Genomic DNA, 23,807 nt, shown 5'->3' with positions numbered 1-23,807 from the left:
GTGAGGGGAGGGCCGGGCGGTCAGCGCCACTCCGCGTAGGAGGAGTAGCCGGCCTCGGCCGTCTCCTCGGGCATTCCGTCCAGGTCCTCCGGCAGGAGGCTCCACACGATCAGGTCGGTGCGGACGTCGGTCCAGCCGCCGTCCTCGGTGCGGCTGCGGGCTATCCAGGCGTTGCGCAGCACGCCCTCGCTGACGCAGCCGATCTTCTGGGCCACCCGCTGGGAGGCGGTGTTGTCGGCGGCGGTGCGGATCTCCAGCCGCTCGAACCGCTGGTCCTGGAAGAGCCACTGGGCCGCGGCCAGCACGGACTCGGCGGCGTACCCCTCGCCGCGCGCCCAGGGGGCGATCACGTACGCCGCCTCCGCGGACCGCACCCGCCAGTCCACCCCGCCCAGGTGGACGGTGCCGACCAGGCGCTGGGTGAGGAACTCGGTGACGGCGAAGACGATGCCGCGTCCCCCGGTCCGCTCGGCGGGGGCCCGGCGGGTGATCCACTCCCGGGCGTCGTCCTCGGTGTAGGGGGCGGGTACGGAGGTCCAGGCGGCGACGAGTTCGTCGTTCATCATCTCCGCGAACGCGGGGATGTCCGCCTCCTCGAGGGGACGCAGCACGAGCCGCTCCGTACTGATCGAGGTCTCCGGGAAGGTGGATGTCATGCGCCGCTCCAGCCTGAAGGGGGTCGGGTCCCCAGCATGCAGCATCGTCCGGACGGTGTGCAGCGCCGGGCCCCGGCCGCTGCGGCCGGGGCCCGGCGCGGTGCGCCCGTGTCAGGACCCGGCGCCCGCGGCGGAGACGACCGAACCGCGGTACTTCTCCTCGATGAACTTCTTCACCTCGTCGGAGGTGAGGAGCTTCGCGAGCTTCTCCACCCGCGGGTCGTCCTCGTTGCCCTCCTTGACGGCGAGGAAGTTGGCGTAGGGGTTGCCCTCCGCCTTCTCCAGGGCGAGGGCGTCCTTCGAGGGCTCCAGGTCGGCCTCGATGGCGTAGTTGCCGTTGACGACGGCGGCGTCCACGTCCTCCAGGGAGCGGGGCAGGGCGGCGGCCTCCAGCTCCTTGAACTTCAGGCCCTTGGCGTCGGCGATGTCGGCGAGGGTGGCGTCGTTCCCGGCGCCTTCCTTCAGCTCGATCAGGCCGTGCTCGTCCAGGAGCCGCAGGGCCCGGCCCTCGTTGGTGGTGTCGTTGGGCACCGCGACGGTGTCGCCGGCGCCGAGGTCGGAGGCCTTCTTCAGCGTGGAGGAGTACAGGCCCAGCGGCTCCAGGTGGACGTCCACCACGGGCACGATGTGGGTGCCCTGCTTGGCGTTGAAGTCGTCCAGGTACGGCTTGTGCTGGAAGTAGTTGGCGTCGACCTCGCCGTTCTCGGTGGCGGTGTTGGGCAGGACGTAGTCGGTGAACTCCTTGATCTCCAGCTTCAGTCCCGCGTCCTCGGCCAGGTTCTCCTTGACGAAGGCGAGGATGTCGGCGTGCGGGACCGGGGAGGCGGCGACGGTCAGCGGCGCGTCGGCGTCGCCCTTTCCGGTGGAGGCGGCGGGGTCGGAGTCGGTGCCGCAGCCGGCCAGGCCCAGGGTGAGGGCGGCGGCTGCCGCGGCGGCGGCGGTGGTCTTGGCGATGGTGTGCACGAAGAGTGCCTCTTTCCGGTTTCCGTGTTTCCTGTGGCGCCGGACAAGGTGTCCGGCTTCGTGTGGGGGTCTCCGCGGGACGCGGAAGTCTCAGGAGGCGGCGCGCTCCCGGCGGGAGAGCAGCCGCACCACGCCGTCGCCCAGGAGCTGTACGGCGGTGACGATGGCGAGCAGCACCACGACGGTGGCGACCATGAAGCCGGTCTCGAAGCGCTGGTAGCCGTAGGTGATGGCCTTGCTGCCCAGTCCCTCGGCGCCCACCGCCCCGGCCATCGCGGAGTAGCCGACGAGGGTGATGACGGTGGTGGTCAGGCCGGCCACGAGCGAGGGGAGGGCCTGCGGCAGCAGGGCCTTGAAGACGACCGTGCCGGTGCCGCCGCCCATGGCGAGGACGGCCTCGACCAGGCCGTGGTCCACCTCCCGCACGGCGGTCTCCACCAGCCGCGCGAAGAAGGGGATGGCGCCGATGGCCAGCGGCACCACGGCGGCCGTCGGGCCGATGGAGGTGCCGACCAGCATGCGGGTGAAGGGGATCAGGGCGACGACGAGGACGATGAAGGGCAGGGAGCGGCCGACGTTGACCACGGCTCCCAGGACCTTGCTGACCGCCCGGTTGGCCAGGAGTCCGCCGCGGTCGGTGAGGACCAGCAGCACGCCCAGCGGGAGTCCGCCCAGGACGGTGACGAGGGTGGACCAGCCGACCATGTAGAGCGTGTCGACGGTGCCCTGGATCAGGATGGGCTGCATCTCCGGCCAGGTCATCGGGCCTCCTCCGCTGTCGTGAGGGCCGCGGCGCCGGCGGCCGCGGCGGCGTCCTCTCCGGTTCCGGCGATCTCCACGGTCAGGCCCTGCTCGCGCAGGAAGCCGATCGGCACGACGTTGTCCTCGAACCGGCCCGGCAGCTCGATCCGCATCCGGCCGACCTGCCGGCCGCCGATGGTGTCCATGGCGGCGCCGAGGATCGACACGTCGATGTCGTAGGTGCGCGACAGCCGGGAGATCAGCGGCCGGGCGGTGCTGTCGCCGTGGAAGGTGACGTCCACGACGGTGCGGTCCCGCGCGGGGGGCGGGTCGCCGAGGGGGAACAGTTCGCGGGCCAGTTCCGAGCCGGGGGTGGCCAGCAGTTCGGAGACGGTGCCGGACTCGGCGATCCTCCCGTCGCGCATCAGGGCCGCCGAGTCGCAGACCGACTTGACGACGTCCATCTCGTGCGTGATGAGCAGGACGGTCAGGCCGAGCTGCCGGTTGAGGTCGCGCAGCAGCTCCAGCACCGAGCGGGTGGTCTCCGGGTCGAGGGCGGAGGTCGCCTCGTCCGACAGCAGCACCTTGGGGTCGCCGGCGAGCGCCCGGGCGATGCCGACGCGCTGCTTCTGCCCGCCCGACAGCTGCGCGGGCCAGGCGCGGGCGTGGTCGGCGAGGCCGACCAGGCCGAGGAGTTCCCGCGCCTTGCGGGCGCGTTCCCGGCCGGGCACCCCCAGGATCTCCAGGGGCAGTTCGACGTTGCCCTGGACGGTCCGGGAGGACAGCAGGTTGAAGTGCTGGAAGACCATGCCGATGCGGCTGCGCGCCCGGCGCAGTTCGGCGCCGGCCCGCGGTCCGCGTCCGGCCAGCGCGGTGAGGTCCTGCCCGTCGACGACGACCGTGCCGGAGGTGGGTCTCTCCAGCAGGTTGACGCAGCGGATCAGGGACGACTTCCCCGCGCCGCTGCGGCCGACGACGCCGAAGACCTCGCCCTCGCGGACGTGCAGGTCGACGCCGTCGAGCGCGGTCACGTCGCGGCCGCGGGAGCGGTAGACCTTGGTGAGTCCCGTGGTGGTGATCACTGGGTGTCCATCACTGTCGGGTGCGCGGCGCGCGGTGGCGCGCCGGGCACGGATGTTCCTGGCCGGATCCCGGCGGAGGGGGGACCGGCAGTCCCGGGCGCCGCGGCGGCGGGACTGCGGATGAGCGCGGGCCGAGCGTGTCCTCCGTGCCCGCGGACGGCGCGGGCGGGGGCTCGGGTCTCGCTTCGGGGCGCGAGGCGGCTCGGGCGGGGGCCCTCAGCGGTCACACATTCGACACGCGCGGCCGGCCCCGGGCGGCATCGCCGCTTCGGTCTCGGGGGTGCTGTGGCTCGTCGCGGTCATGAGGACGAGTAAACCAGATGCCTGAGGGGGGCACGCAAAAAAACGGAATCAGTTGTCCGCATAGTGGACATCGGGGGTGGTCTCCGGACGCCCGCCTTCCGAGACGATCCCAGGTCACCGGCGGTGGCCTGGGCGGACGCGGCCTGCGGCGCCCCCCTCGGGGCGCTTCCGGGCGGCCCGCCGGGCGGCGGACTGTGGCCAAGACCACGTTCCCGGGCCCGCCGCGCCGGCCGTCTCCGGTCCGTCCGGTGCGGCGGGCCCGGGCGGCCCGGGAAGCGGGGACGAGGGCGGGGCGGGGGCCTTTCCCGTCCGCCGTTCCGCCCGTAATACAGTCTCGGCATGTTCACCCCGCTGACGGTCGTAGTCGCCGTGGCCGCGCTCGCCCTGGCCGCCTGGTGCGGTTTCGCGGCCTACCGGGACCAGCCGACCAAGGACTGGCACTTCGCGGGCATGGCCGTGGTGACCGCGCTCGCCCTGGTCCAGCTGGTCGTCGGGATCGTGCAGCTCGCGCGCGGCGAGCGGCCGGACGGCGGCACGGTCGTCTTCGTCGGCTATCTGCTGGGCGTCGTGGCCTGCGTGCCCGCCGTCGGGTTCATGTCGCTGGCCGAGCGCACCCGCTGGGGCTCGGCGACGGTGGCCGCGGGCGCGGTGGTGATGGCGGTGCTCCAGGTGCGGCTGTACGACGTGTGGGGAGGCGGCGGCCATGTCTGAGACGCCCTCCGAAGGGCCCGGCCGGACCGCGTCCGCCGGGCGGGACGGCTCACGGGGGCTCGGCCACGGGCCGGGCCGCCCGCTGCTGGCCGTGTACGCGGTCTTCGCCGTCGGTGCCACCTCCCGCTCGGTCTACCAGCTCGCCACCCGTTTCGGGGAGGCGCCGCTGGCCTACTCGCTCTCGGCGGTGGCCGCGGTGGTGTACGTGGTCATCACCTTCGCCCTGGTCCGCGGCGGCGAGGCCGCCCGCAGGGTGGCGACGGCCGGCTGCGCGGCGGAACTGGCCGGGGTGCTGACGGTCGGCACCTGGACCGTGCTCGACCCGGCCGCCTTCCCGGACTCGACGGTCTGGTCGGACTACGGCCTGGGGTACCTGCTGCTTCCGCTGGTGCTGCCGGTCCTCGGCCTGGTGTGGCTGCGGCGCTCGCGGCGGGCGGCGTAACGGGCCGCCGCACCCGGACGCCTCCGGGCTTCCGTCCGCGGGAAAAGGGCGTGCGGGGCGGCGTCGTGCCGTTCCCCGCACGCCCTCGGCTCCTCCGGGCGGTCCTCCGGTTCAGGCGCTGGCGGCGAAGTCCTCGGGCAGTGCCTCGCGCACGGCCTCCTTCTCCATGAAGACCAGGCTCAGCCGGGGGGACACCCGCTCGGTGGAGACGGTGGCGTAGCCGAGCCTGCGGTAGAGGCGGAGGTTGCCGTCGCTGCGGTGGCCGGTGAACAGCCGGTAGCGCCGGGCGGACCGCTCCTCCGCCAGTTTCTCCTCGATCGCGGTCAGCAGCCGCCGGCCGAGGCCGTGCCGCTGCATGCGGGGGTGCACGATCAGTTTGGCGATGGTCGCCGTGCCGTCCTCGCCGACGCTGCCGCGGACCGAGCCGACGACCTCCTCGCCGAGCCGGGCCACGAGCACGCAGCCGCCGGCCAGTTCGGCGCGCAGGTCCTCGAGGGTCTGGACGAGCGGTTCGATGCGGTAGTCGCCGTACAGCGCGGCCTCGGACTGGTAGCACAGGTACTGCAGTTTGAGGATCTGCTCGGCGTCGCTTTCCCTCGCCGCAGAGATGGTCACGCTCGTTCCCATGTGCGCACGTCTCCTGATGGTCGCGTCCGGGCGCGCGTGTGGGACGAGGGTCGCGCGCCCGAACTGTCTGCCCTGATGACGCCGGTTGTCTACCGCACCCTTCCCCGTGGTCCGGGAGCCGCAACCTCCGTCGGGAGCATTCTGCGCAGGCAGTCGATGCAACGGGAACGGACCGGCCCCAGGCTGCCCTGTGAGATTCCCAACTCGCGTGCGATCTCCGGGTAGGTGGGGTCCCGGTGCGACAGCAGGGCGGTGAGCAGCGCGGGGCAGCGGCCGGGCAGTTCCCCGATCGCCGCGCGCAGGGCCCGCCGCCGTTCGCGGAGCAGGGCGCGGTTCTCGGCGCTGCCGGCCTCACCGGCGCCCTGCGCCGGGAGGGCGCCCGCCCCGGACTCCGCCGGGTCGTAGGCCACTTCGCGGCGCGTCCGGCGGCGCGCGGCCCGCACCTCGGCCCGTACCGCCGTCCGCAGCCAGTGGGCCGGGCGGGGCGGCGGGCCGGCCCTCCTGCCGTGTTCCAGCCAGCGCAGCCAGACGGCCTGTTCGAGGTCGCCGGGTTCGACGCCGTGGCCCGCCGCCTCCGCGGCGCACTCGGCCGCCAGCAGGGAACGCAGCGGCGGCGGCATGGGCAGGGAGAGGGGAAGGGGATCGTCCGGTGTCACGGCTGCCGGGACGGCTCCGGGCGGCGCGCCGGTTGCGCGGCCGGCCGGAGGCCACCCGGACGGGTGGCCTCCGGTGCCACCTCCGGTGCCGGGACCGGAGGCGGCACCGGAACCGGGCGGCGGGAGGGCCGGGGTGACGGGTGCTCAGCCGCGGCGGAACTCCTCGGCGGCCAGCAGGGCCGTGTCCGGGTTGTCGGAGAAGATGCCGTCGATGCCGGTGGCGAGGTACGCGCGCAGGGCGCCGAAGGCGTCCCCGTAGGCGTCGGGGTCGGTGCCGCGGCGGAAGTCGGCGGGCAGGAAGCGGTTCTCGTTGCGCTGGGTGTAGGGGTGGAGGAGCAGGCCGCGGGCGTGGGCGTCGCGCACCAGGGTGGTGGGTTCGCCGAGCCGGCCGTCCGCCGTCCTGGGGACGACCAGGTCGAGCGTGGGGCCGATGCCCTGGGCGAAGCCGGAGATCCACTTCAGGCCCTCGGGCGTGACCAGGTCGGCCACGGTGCGCGGGTCGCCGGACTCCGTGAAGTCCCACGGGCGGGAGGAGGCGGAGGACAGCAGCACCACGCACGGGGTGTCCACCAGCCGGTTCAGCCTCTGCATGCTGCTCGGCTCGAAGGACTGCAGGAACGTCGGGGAGTTCGCGCGGTGCCGCCCGTACTTCCGCAGCAGCTTCGCCAGCCGCTCCTCCAGGCCCAGGCCCAGCTTGCGGAAGTAGCTCGGGTGCTTGGTCTCGACGTGGAGCCAGACCGGGCGTCCGCGCCGGCGGCCCTCGCGCTCGGCCCAGCGCAGCACCTCCTCGAAGGAGGGCACCTCCCAGCGGCCGTCGTAGAGGGTGTTGTCCGGGCGGGTGTCGGGGATGCGCTCGGTGGCGCGCAGCGTCTTGAGCTCGGCGAGGGTGAAGTCCTCGGTGAACCAGCCGGTGAGCTGCACGCCGTCCACCGTCTTGGTGGTCCTGCGGTCGGCGAACTCCGGGTGGTCGGCCACGTCCGTGGTGCCGGTGATGTCGTTCTCGTGACGGCACACCAGATGGCCGTCCCTGGTGGGGACGAGGTCCTGCTCGATGACGTCCGCGCCCATGTCGAGGGCGAGCTGGTACGCCCCCAGGGTGTGCTCGGGCCGGTAGCCGCTGGCGCCCCGGTGGGCGATCACGGCGGGCGACGGCAGCCTCGGACGTCCCCGGCCCGCACCGCCGGCGGCCGCCGCGGCCGTGGCCGCCGGTCCCAGCGCCGCCGCCCCGGCCCCCAGCACCGCCGCGCCCAGCACGGTTCTGCGCCCCGGCCGCTGCACCTGTCCCATGGACACTCCTCTCCCGTTTCTGCTCTTGCCTGTCCCGCACACGACAAGCGGCGGAACCCGCGCATGGTAGGCGCGCAGCGCTGTCCGCCGGGAGACCGCGAGGGGAACGTGGCGCAAACGGCTGACAAAGCGCCCCGACACCGGGTATCCGTCGGATGAACCCGGCGCCCGGCCCGCCGGGGACCGCGAGTATGGTCCTCATCTGCGCGGGTGTGCGCGCTGACCGTCCACGACCGGAGGGCATGTTGTCCCGCTTCCAGATCATCAAGGCGCTGCTCGGCCCGCTCCTGCGCGTGCTGTTCCGTCCGCGGGTCGAGGGCGCCGAGCGCATTCCCGGCAGCGGTCCGGTGATCCTGGCCGGGAACCACCTCACGTTCATCGACTCGCTGATCCTCCCGCTCGTCGTCGACCGGCAGGTCTTCTTCATCGGCAAGGACGAGTACGTCACGGGCAAGGGCCTCAAGGGCCGCCTGATGGCCTGGTTCTTCACCGGCGTCGGGATGATCCCGGTGAACCGCGACGGCGGGCGCGGCGGCGTGGCCGCGCTGATGACCGGCCGCCGGGTGCTGGAGGAGGGCAAGGTCTTCGGCATCTACCCGGAGGGCACCCGCTCCCCCGACGGCCGGCTGTACCGCGGGCGCACCGGCATCGCCCGGCTGACGCTGATGACGGGGGCGCCGGTGGTCCCGTTCGCGATGATCGGCACCGACCGCGTCCAGCCGGACGGCCGGGGCCTTCCCCGGATCGGCCGGGACCGCCGGATCACCGTCCGCTTCGGCGAGCCGCTGGACTTCTCCCGCTACGACGGCATGGACCGCGACCGCTACGTCCTGCGGGCCGTGACGGACGAGGTGATGAGCCACGTGATGCGGCTGTCGGGCCAGGAGTACGTGGACGTGTACGCCACCAAGGCGAAGGCGGCCTGAGGTCTTCCCCGCGGGCTCCCTTCCCCGCGGGCTCCCGGCAGGCGCTCCCGGCCCCCTCCGCCCTCCGCGGCCGGCCGCGGAGGGCGGAGGGGGCCGCGCGTGGACGAGGGGTGTTCGCCGGTGTTCCCGGCTTCGGTCCGGCGGGGCGCTGGGCGGAGCCGGCCGAACTCTCCGGCGCGGCGCTGCCGCCGGCCTCCCCCGTCGCGTCGTACCTCACCGGCGCGGTGCTTTCGGTGGACGGCGGCTGGACGGCCCGCTGACGCGGGGGAGGACGCCCGGGTGGCGCCCGCCGTCGCCGGCGGGCGCCACCCGGATCCCCGTGGAGGGGTGTCTCGGGGGCGGGCTACTCCCCCGTCCCCGGGGCCGCCTGGGCCCAGGCCCGCTGGACGGCCAGGTCCTCCCTGACCTCGGCGAGCTGGACGGCGACCGCCGACGGCGCGGTGCCGCCGCGCCCGTCGCGGGAGGCCAGCGCCCCGGCGACGCTCAGCACGGAGCGGACCTCGCCGGTCAGGTGCGGGGAGATCTTCGCGAACTGCTCGTCGGTGAGCTGGTCCAGTTCGATCCCGGCGGCCTCGCAGACCTTGACGCACTCCCCCGCGATCTCGTGCGCCTCCCGGAACGGCACACCCCGCTTCACCAGCCACTCGGCGACGTCGGTGGCGAGGGAGAAACCGGCCGGGGCCAGCTCCTCCATCCGCTCGCAGTTGACGGTGAGGGTGGCCATCATCCCCGTGAACGCCGGGAGCAGGACCTCCAGTTCGTCGCAGGAGTCGAAGACGGGCTCCTTGTCCTCCTGGAGGTCGCGGTTGTACGCCAGCGGCAGCGCCTTGAGGGTGGCCAGCAGTCCGGTGAGGTTGCCGATGAGCCGCCCGGACTTGCCGCGCGCCAGCTCGGCGATGTCGGGGTTCTTCTTCTGCGGCATGATCGACGAGCCGGTGGAGAAGGCGTCGTGGAGGGTGACGAAGGAGAACTCCTTGGTGTTCCAGATGATCACCTCCTCCGCGAGCCGGGAGAGGTCGACGCCGATCATCGCGGTGATGAAGGCGAACTCGGCGACGAAGTCGCGGGAAGCGGTGCCGTCGATGGAGTTGGCCGCCGAGCCGCGCTCGAAGCCCAGGTCGGCGGCGACCGCCCGCGGGTCCAGGCCGAGGGAGGAACCGGCGAGCGCCCCCGAGCCGTAGGGCGAGACGGCGGTGCGCTCGTCCCACTGCCGCAGCCGTTCGGCGTCCCGGGAGAACGCCTGGACGTGGGCGAGGACGTGGTGGGCGAAGAGCACCGGCTGGGCGTGCTGGAGGTGGGTGCGGCCGGGCATCGCCACGTCCGGGTGCGCCTCGGCCAGGGAGACCAGCGCCTCGTTCAGGTCGGCCAGCAGACCGCCGATGATCCGGGCGTGGTCGCGCAGGTACATCCGGAACAGGGTGGCGACCTGGTCGTTGCGGGAGCGTCCGGCGCGGAGCTTGCCGCCCAGTTCGGGGCCGAGGCGCTCCAGCAGTCCGCGCTCCAGGGCGGTGTGGACGTCCTCGTCGGCGACGGTGCCGGTGAAGGACCCGTCGGCGACGTCGGCGGCCAGCCGGTCGAGTCCGGCCAGCATCCGCTCCAGTTCGGCGTCGGTCAGCAGCCCGGCCTTGTGCAGCGCCCGGGCGTGCGCCCGCGAGCCGGCGATGTCGTAGGGGGCCAGCCGCCAGTCGAAGTGGACGGAGGCCGAGAGTTTCGCCAGGGCCTCGGCCGGCCCGTCGGCGAACCGGCCGCCCCACAGCCGTACGTCGCCGCCTGCGGAGGGGGCGGGGGTCCGGGGGCCGTTGGTCATCGCTGCTCCTCGTGCGCGTACCGGTGGTACTGGTGCGTGGCTGGGGTGGAAGGACGCCCGTCTCCCCCGCTGCGGGCGGAAGGGGGGACGGGCGGGGTGCGGCTGCCGCGGGGGGCAGGTTACTGCCCGAGGTCCCGCTTGGCGGCGATCTTGCTGCTCATGCCGAAGATCTCGATGAAGCCCTTGGACATCGACTGGTCGAAGGTGTCGCCGGTGTCGTAGGTGGCCAGGTCGAAGTCGTACAGCGACTCCCGGGAGCGCCGGCCGGTGACGACGGCGCGGCCTGCGTGGAGGGTCATCCGGATGTCGCCGGAGACGTGCTCGTTGGCCTCGGCGACGAAGCCGTCCAGGGCCCGCTTGAGCGGGGAGAACCACAGGCCGTCGTAGACCAGTTCGCTCCACCGCTGCTCGACCTGCCGCTTGTAGCGGGCCAGTTCGCGCTCGACGGTGACGTTCTCCAGCTCCTGGTGGGCGGTGATCAGCGCGATGGCGCCCGGGGCCTCGTACACCTCGCGGGACTTGATGCCCACCAGGCGGTCCTCGACCATGTCGATGCGGCCCACGCCCTGGGCTCCGGCGCGCTCGTTGAGCTGCTGGATGGCCTGCAGGACGGTGACGGGCCTGCCGTCGACGGCGACGGGGACTCCCTTGTCGAAGGTGATGACGACCTCGTCGGCCTCGCGCGGGACGGCCGGGTTCTCGGTGTAGTCGTAGACGTCCTCGGTCGGCGCGTTCCAGATGTCCTCCAGGAAGCCGGTCTCCACGGCCCGTCCGAAGACGTTCTGGTCGATGGAGTACGGCGACTTCCTGGTGGTCGCGATCGGCAGGCCCTTGGACTCGGCGAAGGCGATGGCCCTGTCGCGGGTCATGGCGTAGTCCCGCACGGGCGCGATGCAGGTCAGGTCGGGCGCGAGGGAGGCGATGCCCGCCTCGAACCGCACCTGGTCGTTGCCCTTGCCGGTGCAGCCGTGGGCGACGGTGGTGGCTCCGTGCTTCCTGGCCGCCGCCACCAGGTGCTTGACGATGACCGGCCGGGAGAGGGCGGAGACCAGCGGGTAGCGGTCCATGTAGAGCGCGTTGGCCTTGATCGCCGGGAGGCAGTACTCCTCGGCGAACTCGTCCCTGGCGTCGGCGACCTCCGCCTCGACGGCACCGCAGGCGAGCGCGCGCTTGCGGATGACGTCCAGGTCCTCCCCGCCCTGGCCGACGTCCACCGCGACGGCGACGACCTCCGCGCCCGTCTCCTCGGCGATCCAGCCGATGCAGACGGAGGTGTCCAGGCCGCCGGAGTAGGCGAGTACGACGCGCTCGGTCACGGAGGGCTCCTTATGATGCATGCGGCGACTGGTATAAGTATGCATTCCACCGTATGTTTCGTCAACGCGCGGCTCCCCGGGGAGGCCGGGGGCCGGCCCGGTGGCGGACGGCGGGACGCCCCTGCGCCGCCGGAGGGCGGCCGGACCGGTCAGCCGGCGCTGCCGGGCGTGTTCCGCAGGACCTCCGCCAGGACGGGGAGGTGGCTGCGGTCCACCTCCCCGGTCGCCGTCAGCAGGGTGATCGGCCCGTCCCCGGCGAGTTCCCGCAGCCGTTCCACCGCCTCGTGCCGTCCGGGCTCGGCCAGTTCCGCCCGGTAGCGCCCGGCGAACTCCGCGTACCGGCCGGGATCGTGGCCGTACCAGCGGCGCAGGCCGTCCGAGGGGGCGACGTCCTTGGCCCACTCGTCCAGCCCGGCCCGCTCCTTCGCCAGGCCGCGCGGCCACAGCCGGTCCACCAGCACCCGCTTCCCGTCGCCGGGCGCGGCGGCCTCGTACACCCGGCGCGTCCGCACCGCGAATCCCTCCGCGGCCTGTCCGTGCTCCGTGTCTCCCATGACCCCAGCCTGCGCCGGAAACCCCGGGCCCGCACGCGCACGCCCGGACGCGGCGCGGCCGGGGAAAGACCCGCGACCGCACGGCCGGCCGTCCGCTTCCCCGGGAAGGGGCACGCCGGCGGCGTCGAGGGATTCCGGCCCGTGTGACCGGCAGGCGGAACGCCCTTGCGCGGCGGGAGCGCGGGGGCGTTCCATCGGGCGGTGCGAACCGAACACGCGAACAGCGCCGAGCCGGCGATCGTCCGGCTGTCGGCCCCCGGACTTCTCGCCGCCCGCCGTGAACTGGCCGATCTGGTGTGCGACGCCGTCGAGGGCGGCTCCTCGATCGGCTTCCTCGCCCCTCCCGACCGGACGGGGATCACGGCCTGGTGGGAGGGTCTGGCTCCCGATGTGGCCGCGGGCGGGACCGCGGTGTGGGCCGCCCGCGGCGGGGACGGCCGGATCGTCGGCACCGTGCAGCTGCGCAGAGGCGGCATGCCCAACGGACGTCACCGCGCCGAGATCGCCAAGCTGATCGTGCGCCGGGACGCGCGCGGCCGGGGCCTCGGCCGCGCGCTGCTGGCGACGGCCGAGCGGGAGGCGGCGGCCTCGGGCGTCTCCCTGCTGGTCCTGGACACCCAGACCGGCAGCCCGGCCGAGCGCCTCTACCGCTCGGCCGGCTGGACCGAGGCGGGCACGATCCCGGACTACGCCGCCGACACCGAGGGCGTTCTGCGGCCCACCACCCTCTTCCACAAGAGGACCGGCCCCCGCGGAGGGACCGGCTGAGCCGGGGGACGGCCCCGGCCGCCCCGGTGGTGCGGCGCGTCGGGGTGCGGCTACCGTGACAGCGAATCGATCGTGGCGGGCGCCCCCGGTCGCCGGGGCCGCAGGCGGCCGTACCCCGACCCCAGGAGACGCCCATGCTCAGCACCCCTCTCGGCGACGGCGCGGAACTGTGCCCCCTGGAGCCGTGGCAGGCGGCGGAGCTGGCCGCGTTCACCGAGCGGGTGCGCGACCACCTCACGCCCTGGCTGCCGTGGGCGCACTCCGTCACCGACACCGCCTCCGCGCGGGCCTTCCTCCAGCGCTACGCGGACAAGCAGGCCGCCGACCAGGGGCGCGTCTACGGCATCCGGCTCGACGGCGAACTGGTCGGCGGCATGATGTTCCGGCTGTTCGACGCCGAGGGGGGCTCCTGCGAGCTGGGCGCCTGGCTCGCCCCCGGGGCCCGGGGGCGGGGACTGGTCACCACCGCCGCCCGCCGCATGATCGACTGGGCGGTCGGCGTCCGCGGCCTGTCCCGGGTGGAGTGGATGGTCTCCCCCGAGAACGCCCCCAGCATCGCGGTGGCCGAACGGCTGGGCATGACGCACGAGGGGACCCTGCGCGGCGTGTTCCCCATGGGAGGCCGCCGCCACGACCTCCAGGTCTGGTCCCTGCTGGCCGAGGAGTGGAGGGCCGGGGCCGTCCGCGGGGGATCCGCCTAGGGTCCGTACCGCGTCCGCCACCCCCGGCCTCCGCGCCGCGCTCCCTCCCGCGCCGCGCTCCGCGACCCGCCGCCGGCCCGCCCCGCCCGCGGTGCTCGCCCTGCTCGCCGGCGGGGATGCGGTGGATCCGGCGGCCGTCGCGGTCGCGGAGCCGTCCGTCCGCGGACCGGAAGCGCCGGCCCCGGACGCCGACCCCCTCTCAGGAGTGGCCGCGCTGGGCGGAGTTCTTCTGCGCCAGCCGCAGCAGATGGTCGGCGAGGGCCTGGCCGCCGGTGGGGTGGCGGCTGATCAGCAGCACGGTGTCGTCGCCCGCGATGGTGCCGATGATGTCGTGGACCTCCGCCTGGTCGATGGCCGAGGCGAGGAACTGGGCGGCCCCGGGCGGGGTGCGCAGGACCACGAGATTGGCCGAGGCCTCGGCGGAGATGAGCAGTTCGCCCGCCAGCCGCGCCATCCGGGCCTCGCTCGCGGACTCCCCCAGCGGAGCCCGGGGGGTGCGGTCGCCGCCCTCGCCCGGAACGGCGTAGATCAGCTCGCCGCCGGTGTTGCGGATCTTCACCGCGCCCAGTTCGTCGAGGTCGCGGCTGAGCGTCGCCTGGGTGACGCTCAGCCCGTCGTCGGCGAGGAGCTTGGCGAGCTGGCTCTGGGAGCGGACCGGCTCGCGGCTCAGGATCTCCACGATCCGGCGGTGCCGGGCCGTACGCGTGTGGGGTACGGCCGGGCCCCCGTGGTTGCTGCCCTGCGCCTCGGTCATCGTCTCGTCAGTCTCCGGCTCGTCGGGTCCCGTCGACGGCGTCGAGGATGCCGGGAAGGGCGCGGACCAGCGCGTCCGCCTCGTCCTCGCCGACGATCAGCGGCGGGGCGAGCCGGACGACGTCCGGGACGCACGCGTTCACCAGGAAGCCCGCGTCCTGGGCCGCCTTCTGCACCTGGGGCGCGACGGGTTCGGTCAGTACGATACCCAGCAGCAGCCCGGCGCCGCGGACCCGGTCGACCAGCGGGTGCCCCAGCCCCCGGATGGCCTCGCGCAGGCGGTCGCCGACGCGCTTGACGTGGTCGAGGACCCCCTCGCCGGCGATGGTGTCCAGGACGGCCAGCGCCGCCGCGCAGGACACCGGGTTGCCGCCGAAGGTGGAGCCGTGGTGGCCGGGCGCCAGCAGCTCGGCCGCCTTCCCGAAGGCGACCGTGGCGCCGATGGGCAGCCCGGCCCCCAGTCCCTTGGCGAGGGTGACGACGTCGGGCTCGACGCCCTGCGCCTGGCAGGCGAACCAGTGCCCGGTGCGCCCGATGCCCGTCTGCACCTCGTCCAGCACCAGCAGGGTGCCGGTGGCGGCGGTGATCTCGCGGGCCGCGGCGAGGTAGCCCTCGGGCGGGACGACGACGCCGTTCTCGCCCTGGATCGGTTCCAGGACCACCAGGGCCGTCTCCTCGGTGACGGCCCCGCGCAGCGCGTCGGCGTCGCCGTAGGGGACGTGGGTGACGTCGGCGGGCAGCGGCAGGAAGGGGTCGCGCTTGGCGGGCTGGCCGGTCAGCGCGAGGGCGCCCATGGTGCGTCCGTGGAAGCCCCCGGCGGTGGCGACCATGTGCGTCCGGCCCGTCCGGCGGCCGATCTTGAAGGCGGCCTCGACGGCCTCCGCGCCGGAGTTGCAGAAGTAGACGCGTCCGGGCCGTCCGAAGAGGCCCAGCAGCCGTTCGGCCAGGGCGACCGGGGGCTCGGCGACGAACAGGTTGGAGACGTGGCCGAGCGTGGCGATCTGCTCGGAGACGGCCCGTACGACCGCCGGGTGCGCGGTGCCGAGGGAGTTGACGGCGATGCCGCCGACGAAGTCCAGGTACTCCCTGCCGTCGGCGTCCCACAGCCGGGCGCCCTCCCCGCGGACGATGGGGATGCGGGGGGTGCCGTAGTTGTCCATCAGCGCGCCCTGCCAGCGCCGGACGAGGTGTGCGTTGCCGGTCTCGTCGGTGCCACCGGTGCTGTCGGCGGTGCTCATTCCTGTTCTCCCTGGTCCGGCACGATCATGGTTCCGATGCCCTCGTCGGTGAAGATCTCCAGCAGGATGGAGTGCTGGACGCGCCCGTCGAGGACGCGGGCGGTGTTGACGCCGTTGCGCACGGCGTACAGGCAGCCCTCCATCTTGGGGACCATCCCGCTGGCCAGGTCCGGCAGCAGCTTCTCCAGCTCGCTCGCGGTGAGCTGGCTGATCACCTCGTCGCTGTCCGGCCAGTCCGCGTACAGCCCCTCGACGTCGGTGAGGACGATCAGCGTCTCGGCTCCGAGCGCGGCGGCGAGCGCGGCGGCGGCGAGGTCGGCGTTGATGTTGTAGACCCCGTTGCCGTCGTCGGCGCTGCGGGCGATGGAGGAGACCACCGGGATGCGGCCGTCGTCCAGCAGCGCCTGGATGGCGCCCGTGTCGACCTCGGTGATCTCGCCGACCCGGCCGATGTCCACCCGCTCGCCCCCGATCTCGGCGTAGCGCTTGGTGGCGGTCATGGTGTGGGCGTCCTCGCCGGTCATGCCGACGGCCAGGGGGCCGTGCCGGTTGAGGAGGCCGACCAGTTCGCGCTGGACCTGGCCGGCCAGCACCATCCGCACGACGTCCATCGCCTCGTCGGTGGTGACCCGCAGTCCGGCCTTGAACTCGCTGACCAGGCCCAGCTTGTCGAGGTGGGCGTTGATCTGGGGGCCGCCGCCGTGGACGACGACCGGCTTGAGTCCGGCGTGCCGCAGGAAGACCACGTCCTGGGCGAAGGCGGCCTTCAGGTCCTCGTCGACCATGGCGTTGCCGCCGAACTTGATGACGACCGTCCTGCCGTGGTGGCGGGTCAGCCAGGGCAGGGCCTCGATGAGGGTCTCGGCCTTGGGCAGGACCTTGTGCTTGCGGGTGCTCATGACGAGTAGGCGCTGTTCTCGTGGACGTAGTCGGCGGTCAGGTCGTTGGTCCAGATGACGGCGGAGGCGTCGCCCGCGGCCAGGTCGGCGGTGATGCGGACCTCGCGGTAGCGCATGTCCACCAGCTCGCGGTCCTCGCCGACGGAGCCGTTCCTGCAGACCCACACGCCGTTGATGGCGACGTTGAGCCGGTCGGGCTCGAAGGCGGCGGAGGTGGTGCCGATGGCGGAGAGCACCCGGCCCCAGTTGGGGTCCTCGCCGTGGACGGCGCACTTGAGGAGGTTGTTGCGGGCGATGCTGCGGCCGACCTCCACGGCGTCGTCCTCGGTGGCCGCGCCCACCACCTCGATGCGGATGTCCTTGGAGGCCCCCTCGGCGTCGCCGATGAGCTGCCGGGCCAGGTCGGCGCAGACGGTGCGGACGGCCTCGGCGAACTCCGCCTCGTCGGGCACCACTTCGGAGGCCCCGGAGGCCAGCAGCAGCACGGTGTCGTTGGTGGACATGCAGCCGTCGGAGTCGATCCGGTCGAAGGTGGTGCGGGTCGCCTCCCGCAGCACCGCGTCGAGGGTGGCGGCGTCCACGTCGGCGTCGGTGGTGAGGACGACGAGCATGGTGGCCAGGCCGGGGGCGAGCATCCCCGCGCCCTTGGCCATACCGCCCACGACCCAGCCTCCCCCGGACTCGGCGACGGCGGTCTTGTGGACGGTGTCGGTGGTCTTGATGGCGATGGCGGCCTTCTCGCCGCCGTGCGCGGAGAGCGCCTTCGCGGCCTGCTCGACGCCCGGCAGCAGCTTGTCCATCGGCAGCCGCACCCCGATCAGGCCGGTGGAGCACACGGCCACCTCGCCGGCGTTGTGGCCGAGCACCTCGGCCGCCTTCTCGGCGGTGGCGTGGGTGTCCTGGAAGCCCTGCGGTCCGGTGCAGGCGTTGGCGCCGCCGGAGTTGAGGACGACCGCCGAGACCAGCCCGCCCTTGAGGACCTGCTCGGACCACAGCACCGGGGCGGCCTTGACGCGGTTGGAGGTGAACACCCCCGCGGCCGCCAGACGCGGCCCGTTGTTGACGACCAGGGCCAGGTCGGGGCTGCCGTTCTCCTTGATCCCGGCGGCGATGCCCGCCGCCGTGAATCCCTTCGCCGCGGTGACGCTCACAGCTTCTCTCCGTCCGTCCCGTCCGTCGTCGTCTCGCCGGTTCCCGCGTGCGGGGCGCTCACGGGGCGACCCCCGTCACGGGAAGTCCGGTCTCCTCGGGGATGCCGAGGGCGATGTTCATGCTCTGCACCGCGCCGCCGGCGGTGCCCTTGGTGAGGTTGTCGAGGGCTCCGACGGCGATGACGCGGTTCGCCGCCTCGTCGTACGCGACCTGGAGCAGCACCGTGTTGGAGCCGTACACGGCCGCGGTGGACGGCCACTGCCCCTCCGGCAGGAGGCGGACGAACGGCTCGGCGGCCAGCGCCTTGCCGTACGCCTCGCGCAGCCGGCCGGCGGTCAGCCCGGGCCGGGCCCTGGCGGTGCAGGTGGCGAGGATGCCGCGCGGCATGGGGGCGAGGGTCGGGGTGAAGGAGACCGTGACCCGCTCGCCCGCGACGGCCGAGAGGTTCTGGACCATCTCCGGGATGTGCCGGTGGACGCCGCCGACGCCGTACGGGCTCATCGAGCCCATCACCTCGCTGCCCAGCAGGTGGGGCTTGAGGGCCTTCCCCGCGCCGGAGGTCCCGCTGGCGGCGACGACCACCACGTCGGGCTCGACCAGGCCGGCGGCGAACGCCGGGAACAGCGCCAGCGAGACGGTCGTCGGGTAGCAGCCGGGGACCGCGACGCGCCGGGACCCCCTCAGCGCGTCACGGGCCCCCGGCAGCTCGGGGAGGCCGTACGGCCAGGTGCCGGCGTGCGGCGTGCCGTAGAAGCGCTCCCAGTCCTGTGCGTCCCTCAGCCGGAAGTCGGCGCCGCAGTCGACGACCAGCACCTCGTCCCCGAGCTGTTCGGCGACGGCCGCGGACTGCCCGTGCGGCAGGGCGAGGAAGACCACGTCGTGCCCGGCCAGCGTCTCGGCGGACGTCGGCTCCAGCACGCGGTCGGCCAGCGGCGCCAGGTGGGGCTGGAGCGCTCCCAGGCGCTGCCCCGCGTTGGAGTTGCCCGTCAGCGCCCCGATCTCGACCCCGGGGTGTCCGGCCAGCAGGCGCAGGATCTCGCCGCCGGCGTATCCGCTCGCTCCGGCCACTGCCGCTCGTACCGCCATCGGTGTCCCTCCTCGTGGATGGCATGACTATACGTACGTTGGCAGTTTTATGCAATGGAGTCGTGCGGCGGCGCGGCCTCCGACGAGGACGGGAGGCCGCCGGGCGGCCCGGAACGCCCACCGCCCCGGGCGGCCGTGCGGACGGAGACGTCCGGCCCGCCGCCCGGCCGGGAGGGACCGGGCGGCGGGCCGGACGACGGCACCGCGGAGGCGGGAACGGGGACGGCGGGCGGCGCGGGACGGGGCCGGAACCGCCCCGCCGGCGGCCCCGGCGGAGGGACAGGGATCAGGAACGCGGCCGGCGGGGACGGTCGGCCTGCCCGGCGCCCTTCCCGGTGTCCTCCGCGCCCTTGCCGGCGTTCTTCTCCCTGATGCGCGCCGCTTCCTTGCGGACCTCGGCCTGGGTGGCGCGCTCCTTCTGCAGCCACTCGGGGTTCTCCGCCTTCAGGGCCTCGATCTGCTCCGTGGTGAGGGGCCCGGTGATCCCGCCGCGCGCGAGGCCCGAGTTGGAGACGCCCAGCTTCGCCGCGACCACCGGCCGGGGGTGCGGGCCGTTGCGCCGCAGCTCCCGCAGCCACGCGGGCGGATCGGCCTGGAGCGCGTTGAGCTCGGCGCGCGAGACGACACCCTCCTGGAACTCGGCGGGGGTGGCCTCGAGGTACACGCCCAGCTTCTTCGCCGCGGTGGCGGGCTTCATCGTCTGGGCGGTCTGCTGCGACTTCATGCTCCCAGGGTATCGACCGTTCGCGGTGTCCCCCGCCGCGCCCGGTAGCCTGGCTCGGTGACAGGCTCGGAAGCACCTCCCTCGTTCCGGCTGGCGTACGTCCCGGGAGTGACGCCCACCAAGTGGGTGCGGATCTGGAACGAGCGCCTGCCCGGCATCCCCCTCGACCTCGTCCAGGTGCCCGCCGCCGAGGCGTCCGGCGTCCTCCGGGACGGCGGCGCCGACGCGGGTTTCCTGCGGCTGCCGACCGACCGGACGGACCTCAGCGCGATCCCCCTCTACACCGAGACGACGGTGGTCGTCGTCCCGAAGGACCACGTCGTGACCGCGGTCGACGAGGTGTCCCCGGAGGACCTGGCCGACGAGATCGTGCTCCACCCCCTCGACGACACCCTGGAGTGGGAGCGTCCCCCGGGGCGGCCCGCGTTCGAGCGCCCCGCCACGACGGCGGACGCGATCGAGCTGGTGGCGGCCGGGGTGGGGCTGCTCGTCGTCCCGCAGTCGCTCGCCCGCCTGTACCACCGCAGGGACCTCACGTACCGGCCGGTCACCGGCACCCCCCAGTCGCGCGTCGCGCTGTCGTGGCGGGAGGACCGGACCACCGACATGGTGGAGGACTTCATCGGGATCGTCCGCGGGCGGACCGTCAACAGCACACGGGGCCGCCGCCCCGCGGCCCAGGAGGAGGCCGGGCGCAGGCAGTCCGGCAGGGACGGCTCGCGGCAGGAGCCGCGGAAGCCGCGGAAGCCCGCGGGCGGAGCGGCCGGCCGGAACCCCCGGCGCGGCTCCGGCGGCTCCGGCGGTCCCAAGGGCGGCAGGCGCGGCAAACCCCGTCGCCGGCCATAGCCCCCGGGCCCACGCCTCCGGGCGCGGCGGCGCCCGGCCCTCAGGGGTTGAAGTTGACGCAGCGTAAACGCCTACCGTCGTCGCCACCGACGGAATCGCCGGCGAATCGGAGGCTCGAGGCGATGGAGTGGTCGATCCGGGAGATCGCCCGCTCGGCCGGGACCACCAGCCGCACCCTGCGTCACTACGACGCCATCGGGCTGCTGCGTCCCAGCCGGGTCGGGCACGGCGGGACCCGCTACTACGACGAGCGCGCACTGCTGCGGCTCCAGCGGATCCTGCTCCTGCGCGAGCTGGGCCTGGGGCTGGCCGCCATCTCCGAGGCCATCGACGGGCAGCGGGACGAGACCGCAGCCCTGCGCACCCATCTGGAACTGCTCGAACAGGAGCGGGAGCGGCTGGGACGGCAGATCGAGTCGGTGCGGACCACACTGGCCAAGCTGGAAGGAGGCGAACCTCTGATGCCCGACGAGGTTCTCGACGGTTTCGACCACACCCGCCACAAGGACGAGGTGATCGAGCGCTGGGGCCGCGACGCCTATGAGAAGGGCGACCGCTGGTGGCGCTCCCTGTCGGAGGACGACAGGAAGGAGTTCATGCGGCGGCAGACCGACATCGCCGCCGACTTCGCCCGCGCCCACCGGGCGGGCCTCGCGCCGGACGCCGACGAGGTGCGGGCGATCACGCGGCGGCACTACGAGTGGGTCGCCGTCGGCTGGCAGGGCCGGCGCCCGACCGCCGAGTCCTTCGCCGGACTCGGGCGGATGTACACCGACGACCCGCGCTTCGCCGCCACCTACGACCGGCACGGCGAGGGCACGGCGGCGTTCGTCCGGGACGCGATGATCGCCTACGCCGAGCGGGAGCTGTGACGCCCGGTGGGGCGCGGACGGCCGCCGCGCCCCACCGGGCCCTCAGTGGTCCATGCTGAGCGTCCAGTCCCCCGCCCGCCCGGTCAGGGTGACCGACGACAGGGGCCGGACGTCGACGCGCCAGTAGGTGTGCGGGGGCGCCTTCAGCGCGTAGACGGTGGCCGCGCGGAGCACCGTCGGCTCGACGACCGCCGCGATCAGGCTGTCGACGCCGGGCCGGGTGTCCAGCCAGGAACCGACCCGCAGGACGAAGGAGAGCAGCGACTCCCCGCCGTGCGGGGCCGCCTGGGGGTCGGTGAGCCAGACGTCCACGGCCTGCGGCTCGTACGCGGCGACCTCCCCGAGGGTGCGGCCTCGCCAGCGGCCCATGTCGCACTCGCGCAGCGCGGGCTGCGCGATGGGCCGCAGCCCCAGGATCTCCGCCGTCTCCCGGCACCGCAGGGTCGGGGAGCAGTAGCGCAGCTCCGCGTCCGCCAGGTGCGCGTACACCGGAACGGCCCGCACGGCCTCCCACCGGCCGGCGGCGTCCAGGGGACGGTCGTCCTCGAACCGCACGTCCAGCAGGGAGGAGCTGCGAGCGGCGGCGAGCAGCGCGATCCGGAGGTGCATTACCGGATGGTAGGCCCGGCGGGCCGGTTTGTTCGACGGTCCGTCGGCACCGGTTTCCGGCCTTTCTTCTCCGGTCTCCTCCCGGTCTTCCCCGGTTCTCCCTCCGGTCTGCCCGGCCTGCCCCGCCTGCCCCGGGGCCGCCGGCCGGAGGGCCGGGTCCGCCCGTCGGACCTAGAATCGGTAATTCGAGGGCAATCCTCGCGAATGCCACAGAAGGGAGCTTTCGATGCGGGCGAATGAGGGAGACCTGCTGCTGGTCCACGGCAGGACGGTGGGACAGCACGACAGGATCGCGGAGATCGTCGAGGTCCTGGGAACGGACGGCGAGCCGCCGTACCGGGTCCGCTTCGAGGACGGCCACGAGACCGTGGTGTCGCCGGGGCCCGACTCCGTGGTGCGCCACCACGCCGCCGAGCCCCGGCGCCGGTGACCCCGGCGGGGCGTGAGGGCTAGCGAGGCGGCCGGACCCGGTCCTGGTAGTGGTCCTCCACCACCCGGGTCATCGCCCCGATCGGGTCGGCGGCGACGTGCTTGGCCGAGAAGTAGACGTTGCCGCGCACCTCGGGGTGGCTCCGGCAGAGCGCGACGTGCCGGGAGAGCTCGGCCGGGTCGTGCCAGGCCGGGCCCTGGGCCGGGTCGGCCACCTTGTACAGCGCCTCGCCGATGTAGAGCTCCACGCCGGTGCCCCGCACCACGTCGGCCCACCAGGGCACCAGCTCGGCGTAGTCCGCGGCGGTGAAGCCGATGTTCCAGTAGACCTGCGGGACGATGTGGTCGATCCAGCGCTCGCGCACCCACTTGCGGGTGTCGGCGTACAGGTCGTCGTACGTCTCCACTCCCGCGCGGGTGTCGGAGCCCTCCGGGTCGGTGCCCTTGTTGCGCCACACGGCGAAGGGGCTGACCCCGAGGCGGGCCTGCGGCCTGGTCCGTCTCAGGCGCTCGGCCGTCTCGCGCACCAGCAGGTCGATGTTGTGCCGCCGCCAGTCGGCCCGGTCCTCGAAGTCGCCGCCGTACCGCTCGTACGCCTCGTCGTCGTCGAAGTCCTCGCCCGCCACCGGGTACGGGTAGAAGTAGTCGTCCCAGTGCATGGCGTCGATGTCGTAGCGCTCCACCGCGTCGAACATCGCGTCCTGCACGAAGCGGCGGACCTCGGGCAGCCCGGGGTTGTAGTACAGCTTCCCGCCGTAGGGCACCACCCAGTCCGGGTTCCGCCGCGCGGGGTGGTCCGGGGCCAGCCGCTCCGGGGCGGCGTGGTTGGCCACGCGGTACGGGTTGAACCAGGCGTGCAGCTCCAGGCCGCGGTCGTGCGCCTCGCGCACGGCGAAGCCCAGCGGGTCCCAGCCCGGGTCCCTGCCCTGCGTTCCGGTGAGGTACTGCGACCAGGGTTCGTGGGGCGAGGGCCACAGCGCGTCCGCCGTGGGCCGCACCTGGAGGATCACGGTGTTGAGGCGGCGTTCGACCGCCGTGTCCAGGTGGGCCCGCAGCTGGGCCTGCTGCTCGGCGGCGCTCAGCCCCGCCCTCGCCGGCCAGTCGATGTTGGAGACGGTGGCCACCCACATGCCGCGCAACTCGGGTCGCTGCCCGTGCCGGCCGCGCCGGCCGCGCCGACCGCGTCCGCCCCACGCCGCCGCGCTCCCGGCCCCGGATCCGGCCAGCAGCGCGCCGGAGAGCGCTCCGGCCGCCACCGCGCTGAAGGTCCTTCGAGAGAGATGCCCCATGCTGCCTCCTGCCGACGACACCTCACCCGAGCATGAGCGCTGCGCAACGGAGTGGCAACTCCTCGTACCCGGCCGGCAAGCGCCTGCCCCGGGCCGCCGCACCTCCGGCGCCCCCTGGGCGCCCCCAGCGGCCACGGCCTGTGGCGCAGCACCGGCTCCGGCGCCACATGGTCGAAGGTCTCCTCCTTCCCCGACCCCGGCGACTGCGTCCCCGACCCCACCGGCGACAACAGCTGCCCGACCGACGAGGCGGGCGTCGTCCGGGTGGTCTCCGACGAGACCACCGGCACCTCCGGCAACCGGACGAGGACCGTCTACGGCGACACCGCCGGGACGACCGACCCGGCCGGCCCCACGGACCCGGGCGCGG

The 23,807-nt window shown here is 73.9% G+C and carries 27 protein-coding genes; 9 read left to right on the top strand and 18 right to left on the bottom strand.

The features are described from left to right. Positions 1-20: 20 nt before the first annotated feature. From ABD358_RS09895 to ABD358_RS09880, 4 genes are all read right to left on the bottom strand, one after another. Positions 21-656 carry a GNAT family N-acetyltransferase gene (locus tag ABD358_RS09895; RefSeq protein WP_344630517.1) on the bottom strand — a complete coding sequence of 212 codons (636 nt, stop codon included), beginning with the start codon at positions 654-656 and terminating at the stop codon, positions 21-23. A 111-nt stretch (positions 657-767) separates the two neighbouring features. After that, positions 768-1,619 (bottom strand): MetQ/NlpA family ABC transporter substrate-binding protein, encoded by an 852-nt coding sequence (locus tag ABD358_RS09890; protein WP_344630516.1) that lies wholly within the window; start codon positions 1,617-1,619, stop codon positions 768-770. Between the two features lie 90 nt (positions 1,620-1,709). After that, positions 1,710-2,381: a methionine ABC transporter permease gene (locus ABD358_RS09885; protein WP_344630515.1), complete on the bottom strand. Its 672-nt coding sequence runs from the start codon at positions 2,379-2,381 to the stop codon at positions 1,710-1,712. Beyond that, complete coding sequence (locus tag ABD358_RS09880; RefSeq protein ID WP_344630514.1) at positions 2,378-3,442, bottom strand: methionine ABC transporter ATP-binding protein; 1,065 nt, start codon at positions 3,440-3,442, stop codon at positions 2,378-2,380. The genes ABD358_RS09885 and ABD358_RS09880 overlap by 4 nt, the downstream gene beginning before the upstream one ends. Positions 3,443-4,084: 642 nt before the next feature. Here ABD358_RS09880 and ABD358_RS09875 point away from each other — a divergent pair. Both ABD358_RS09875 and ABD358_RS09870 read left to right on the top strand, forming a co-directional pair. Then, positions 4,085-4,456, top strand: coding sequence for a hypothetical protein (locus tag ABD358_RS09875; RefSeq protein ID WP_344630513.1), 372 nt, complete (start codon positions 4,085-4,087; stop codon positions 4,454-4,456). After that, positions 4,449-4,898 (top strand): hypothetical protein, encoded by a 450-nt coding sequence (locus ABD358_RS09870; RefSeq protein ID WP_344630512.1) that lies wholly within the window; start codon positions 4,449-4,451, stop codon positions 4,896-4,898. The genes ABD358_RS09875 and ABD358_RS09870 overlap by 8 nt, the downstream gene beginning before the upstream one ends. A 111-nt stretch (positions 4,899-5,009) precedes the next feature. On the opposite strand, the gene ABD358_RS09865 is transcribed toward ABD358_RS09870, so the two are convergent. From ABD358_RS09865 to ABD358_RS09855, 3 genes are all read right to left on the bottom strand, one after another. Further along, complete coding sequence (locus ABD358_RS09865; RefSeq protein ID WP_344630511.1) at positions 5,010-5,525, bottom strand: GNAT family N-acetyltransferase; 516 nt, start codon at positions 5,523-5,525, stop codon at positions 5,010-5,012. An 89-nt stretch (positions 5,526-5,614) separates the two neighbouring features. Next, positions 5,615-6,181 carry a sigma-70 RNA polymerase sigma factor region 4 domain-containing protein gene (locus ABD358_RS09860; protein ID WP_425576288.1) on the bottom strand — a complete coding sequence of 189 codons (567 nt, stop codon included), beginning with the start codon at positions 6,179-6,181 and terminating at the stop codon, positions 5,615-5,617. 144 nt (positions 6,182-6,325) lie between these two features. Continuing rightward, positions 6,326-7,468 carry a glycerophosphodiester phosphodiesterase gene (locus tag ABD358_RS09855; protein ID WP_344630510.1) on the bottom strand — a complete coding sequence of 381 codons (1,143 nt, stop codon included), beginning with the start codon at positions 7,466-7,468 and terminating at the stop codon, positions 6,326-6,328. A gap of 245 nt (positions 7,469-7,713) precedes the next feature. On the opposite strand from ABD358_RS09855, the gene ABD358_RS09850 reads away from it, so the two are divergent. After that, positions 7,714-8,394, top strand: coding sequence for a lysophospholipid acyltransferase family protein (locus ABD358_RS09850; protein ID WP_344630582.1), 681 nt, complete (start codon positions 7,714-7,716; stop codon positions 8,392-8,394). 110 nt (positions 8,395-8,504) lie between these two features. Continuing rightward, entirely contained in the window at positions 8,505-8,654 is a 150-nt protein-coding gene (locus tag ABD358_RS09845) for a hypothetical protein (protein WP_344630509.1), read from the top strand. 83 nt (positions 8,655-8,737) lie between these two features. Here ABD358_RS09845 and argH read toward each other — a convergent pair whose 3' ends face one another. From argH to ABD358_RS09830, 3 genes are all read right to left on the bottom strand, one after another. Further along, entirely contained in the window at positions 8,738-10,201 is a 1,464-nt protein-coding gene (gene argH / locus ABD358_RS09840) for an argininosuccinate lyase (protein ID WP_344630508.1), read from the bottom strand. A 119-nt stretch (positions 10,202-10,320) separates the two neighbouring features. Then, positions 10,321-11,517 (bottom strand): argininosuccinate synthase, encoded by a 1,197-nt coding sequence (locus tag ABD358_RS09835; RefSeq protein ID WP_344630507.1) that lies wholly within the window; start codon positions 11,515-11,517, stop codon positions 10,321-10,323. A gap of 149 nt (positions 11,518-11,666) precedes the next feature. Then, positions 11,667-12,071, bottom strand: a complete 405-nt coding sequence (locus ABD358_RS09830) for a DUF488 domain-containing protein (protein ID WP_344630506.1) — start codon at positions 12,069-12,071, stop codon at positions 11,667-11,669. Positions 12,072-12,272: 201 nt separating this feature from the next. On the opposite strand from ABD358_RS09830, the gene ABD358_RS09825 reads away from it, so the two are divergent. Next, positions 12,273-12,839 (top strand): GNAT family N-acetyltransferase, encoded by a 567-nt coding sequence (locus tag ABD358_RS09825; protein ID WP_344630505.1) that lies wholly within the window; start codon positions 12,273-12,275, stop codon positions 12,837-12,839. 134 nt (positions 12,840-12,973) lie between these two features. Then, entirely contained in the window at positions 12,974-13,540 is a 567-nt protein-coding gene (locus ABD358_RS09820; RefSeq protein ID WP_344630504.1) for a GNAT family N-acetyltransferase, read from the top strand. A gap of 199 nt (positions 13,541-13,739) precedes the next feature. Here the strand turns inward: ABD358_RS09820 and ABD358_RS09815 are convergent, their stop codons facing one another. The 6 genes from ABD358_RS09815 to ABD358_RS09790 all read right to left on the bottom strand — a co-directional run bounded on the left by ABD358_RS09815 (position 13,740) and on the right by ABD358_RS09790 (position 19,392). Continuing rightward, positions 13,740-14,294, bottom strand: a complete 555-nt coding sequence (locus tag ABD358_RS09815; protein WP_344630503.1) for an arginine repressor — start codon at positions 14,292-14,294, stop codon at positions 13,740-13,742. A gap of 7 nt (positions 14,295-14,301) precedes the next feature. After that, positions 14,302-15,531, bottom strand: coding sequence for an acetylornithine transaminase (locus ABD358_RS09810; protein WP_344630502.1), 1,230 nt, complete (start codon positions 15,529-15,531; stop codon positions 14,302-14,304). Then, positions 15,528-16,430: an acetylglutamate kinase gene (argB, locus tag ABD358_RS09805; RefSeq protein ID WP_344630501.1), complete on the bottom strand. Its 903-nt coding sequence runs from the start codon at positions 16,428-16,430 to the stop codon at positions 15,528-15,530. The genes ABD358_RS09810 and argB overlap by 4 nt, the downstream gene beginning before the upstream one ends. Continuing rightward, positions 16,427-17,581, bottom strand: coding sequence for a bifunctional glutamate N-acetyltransferase/amino-acid acetyltransferase ArgJ (argJ, locus tag ABD358_RS09800; protein ID WP_344630500.1), 1,155 nt, complete (start codon positions 17,579-17,581; stop codon positions 16,427-16,429). Before argJ ends, argB begins: the two co-directional genes overlap by 4 nt. A gap of 58 nt (positions 17,582-17,639) precedes the next feature. Then, positions 17,640-18,668: an N-acetyl-gamma-glutamyl-phosphate reductase gene (gene argC, locus ABD358_RS09795; RefSeq protein ID WP_344630499.1), complete on the bottom strand. Its 1,029-nt coding sequence runs from the start codon at positions 18,666-18,668 to the stop codon at positions 17,640-17,642. 286 nt (positions 18,669-18,954) lie between these two features. Next, the gene (locus ABD358_RS09790; protein WP_344630498.1) at positions 18,955-19,392 is read right to left on the bottom strand and encodes a DUF5997 family protein; all 438 of its coding nucleotides are present in this window, start codon (positions 19,390-19,392) and stop codon (positions 18,955-18,957) included. A 57-nt stretch (positions 19,393-19,449) separates the two neighbouring features. Here ABD358_RS09790 and ABD358_RS09785 point away from each other — a divergent pair, with 57 nt between their 5' ends. Both ABD358_RS09785 and ABD358_RS09780 read left to right on the top strand, forming a co-directional pair. After that, on the top strand, positions 19,450-20,238 hold the full coding sequence (locus tag ABD358_RS09785; protein ID WP_344630497.1) for a LysR family transcriptional regulator substrate-binding protein: 789 nt from the start codon (positions 19,450-19,452) through the stop codon (positions 20,236-20,238). A gap of 122 nt (positions 20,239-20,360) precedes the next feature. Next, positions 20,361-21,110, top strand: coding sequence for a MerR family transcriptional regulator (locus ABD358_RS09780; RefSeq protein ID WP_344630496.1), 750 nt, complete (start codon positions 20,361-20,363; stop codon positions 21,108-21,110). A 42-nt stretch (positions 21,111-21,152) separates the two neighbouring features. On the opposite strand, the gene ABD358_RS09775 is transcribed toward ABD358_RS09780, so the two are convergent. Continuing rightward, positions 21,153-21,719: a histidine phosphatase family protein gene (locus ABD358_RS09775; protein WP_344630495.1), complete on the bottom strand. Its 567-nt coding sequence runs from the start codon at positions 21,717-21,719 to the stop codon at positions 21,153-21,155. A 226-nt stretch (positions 21,720-21,945) separates the two neighbouring features. On the opposite strand from ABD358_RS09775, the gene ABD358_RS09770 reads away from it, so the two are divergent. Beyond that, positions 21,946-22,149, top strand: coding sequence for a DUF1918 domain-containing protein (locus ABD358_RS09770; protein ID WP_344630494.1), 204 nt, complete (start codon positions 21,946-21,948; stop codon positions 22,147-22,149). Between the two features lie 19 nt (positions 22,150-22,168). Here ABD358_RS09770 and ABD358_RS09765 read toward each other — a convergent pair whose 3' ends face one another. After that, complete coding sequence (locus ABD358_RS09765; protein WP_344630493.1) at positions 22,169-23,437, bottom strand: glycoside hydrolase family 10-like protein; 1,269 nt, start codon at positions 23,435-23,437, stop codon at positions 22,169-22,171. Positions 23,438-23,807: the final 370 nt, after the last annotated feature.

The organism is Streptomyces glaucosporus (assembly GCF_039533345.1).
In the GTDB taxonomy this organism is placed as follows: Bacteria; Actinomycetota; Actinomycetes; order Streptomycetales; family Streptomycetaceae; genus Streptomyces; species Streptomyces glaucosporus.
This window is presented reverse-complemented; position numbering and strand designations above follow the sequence as displayed.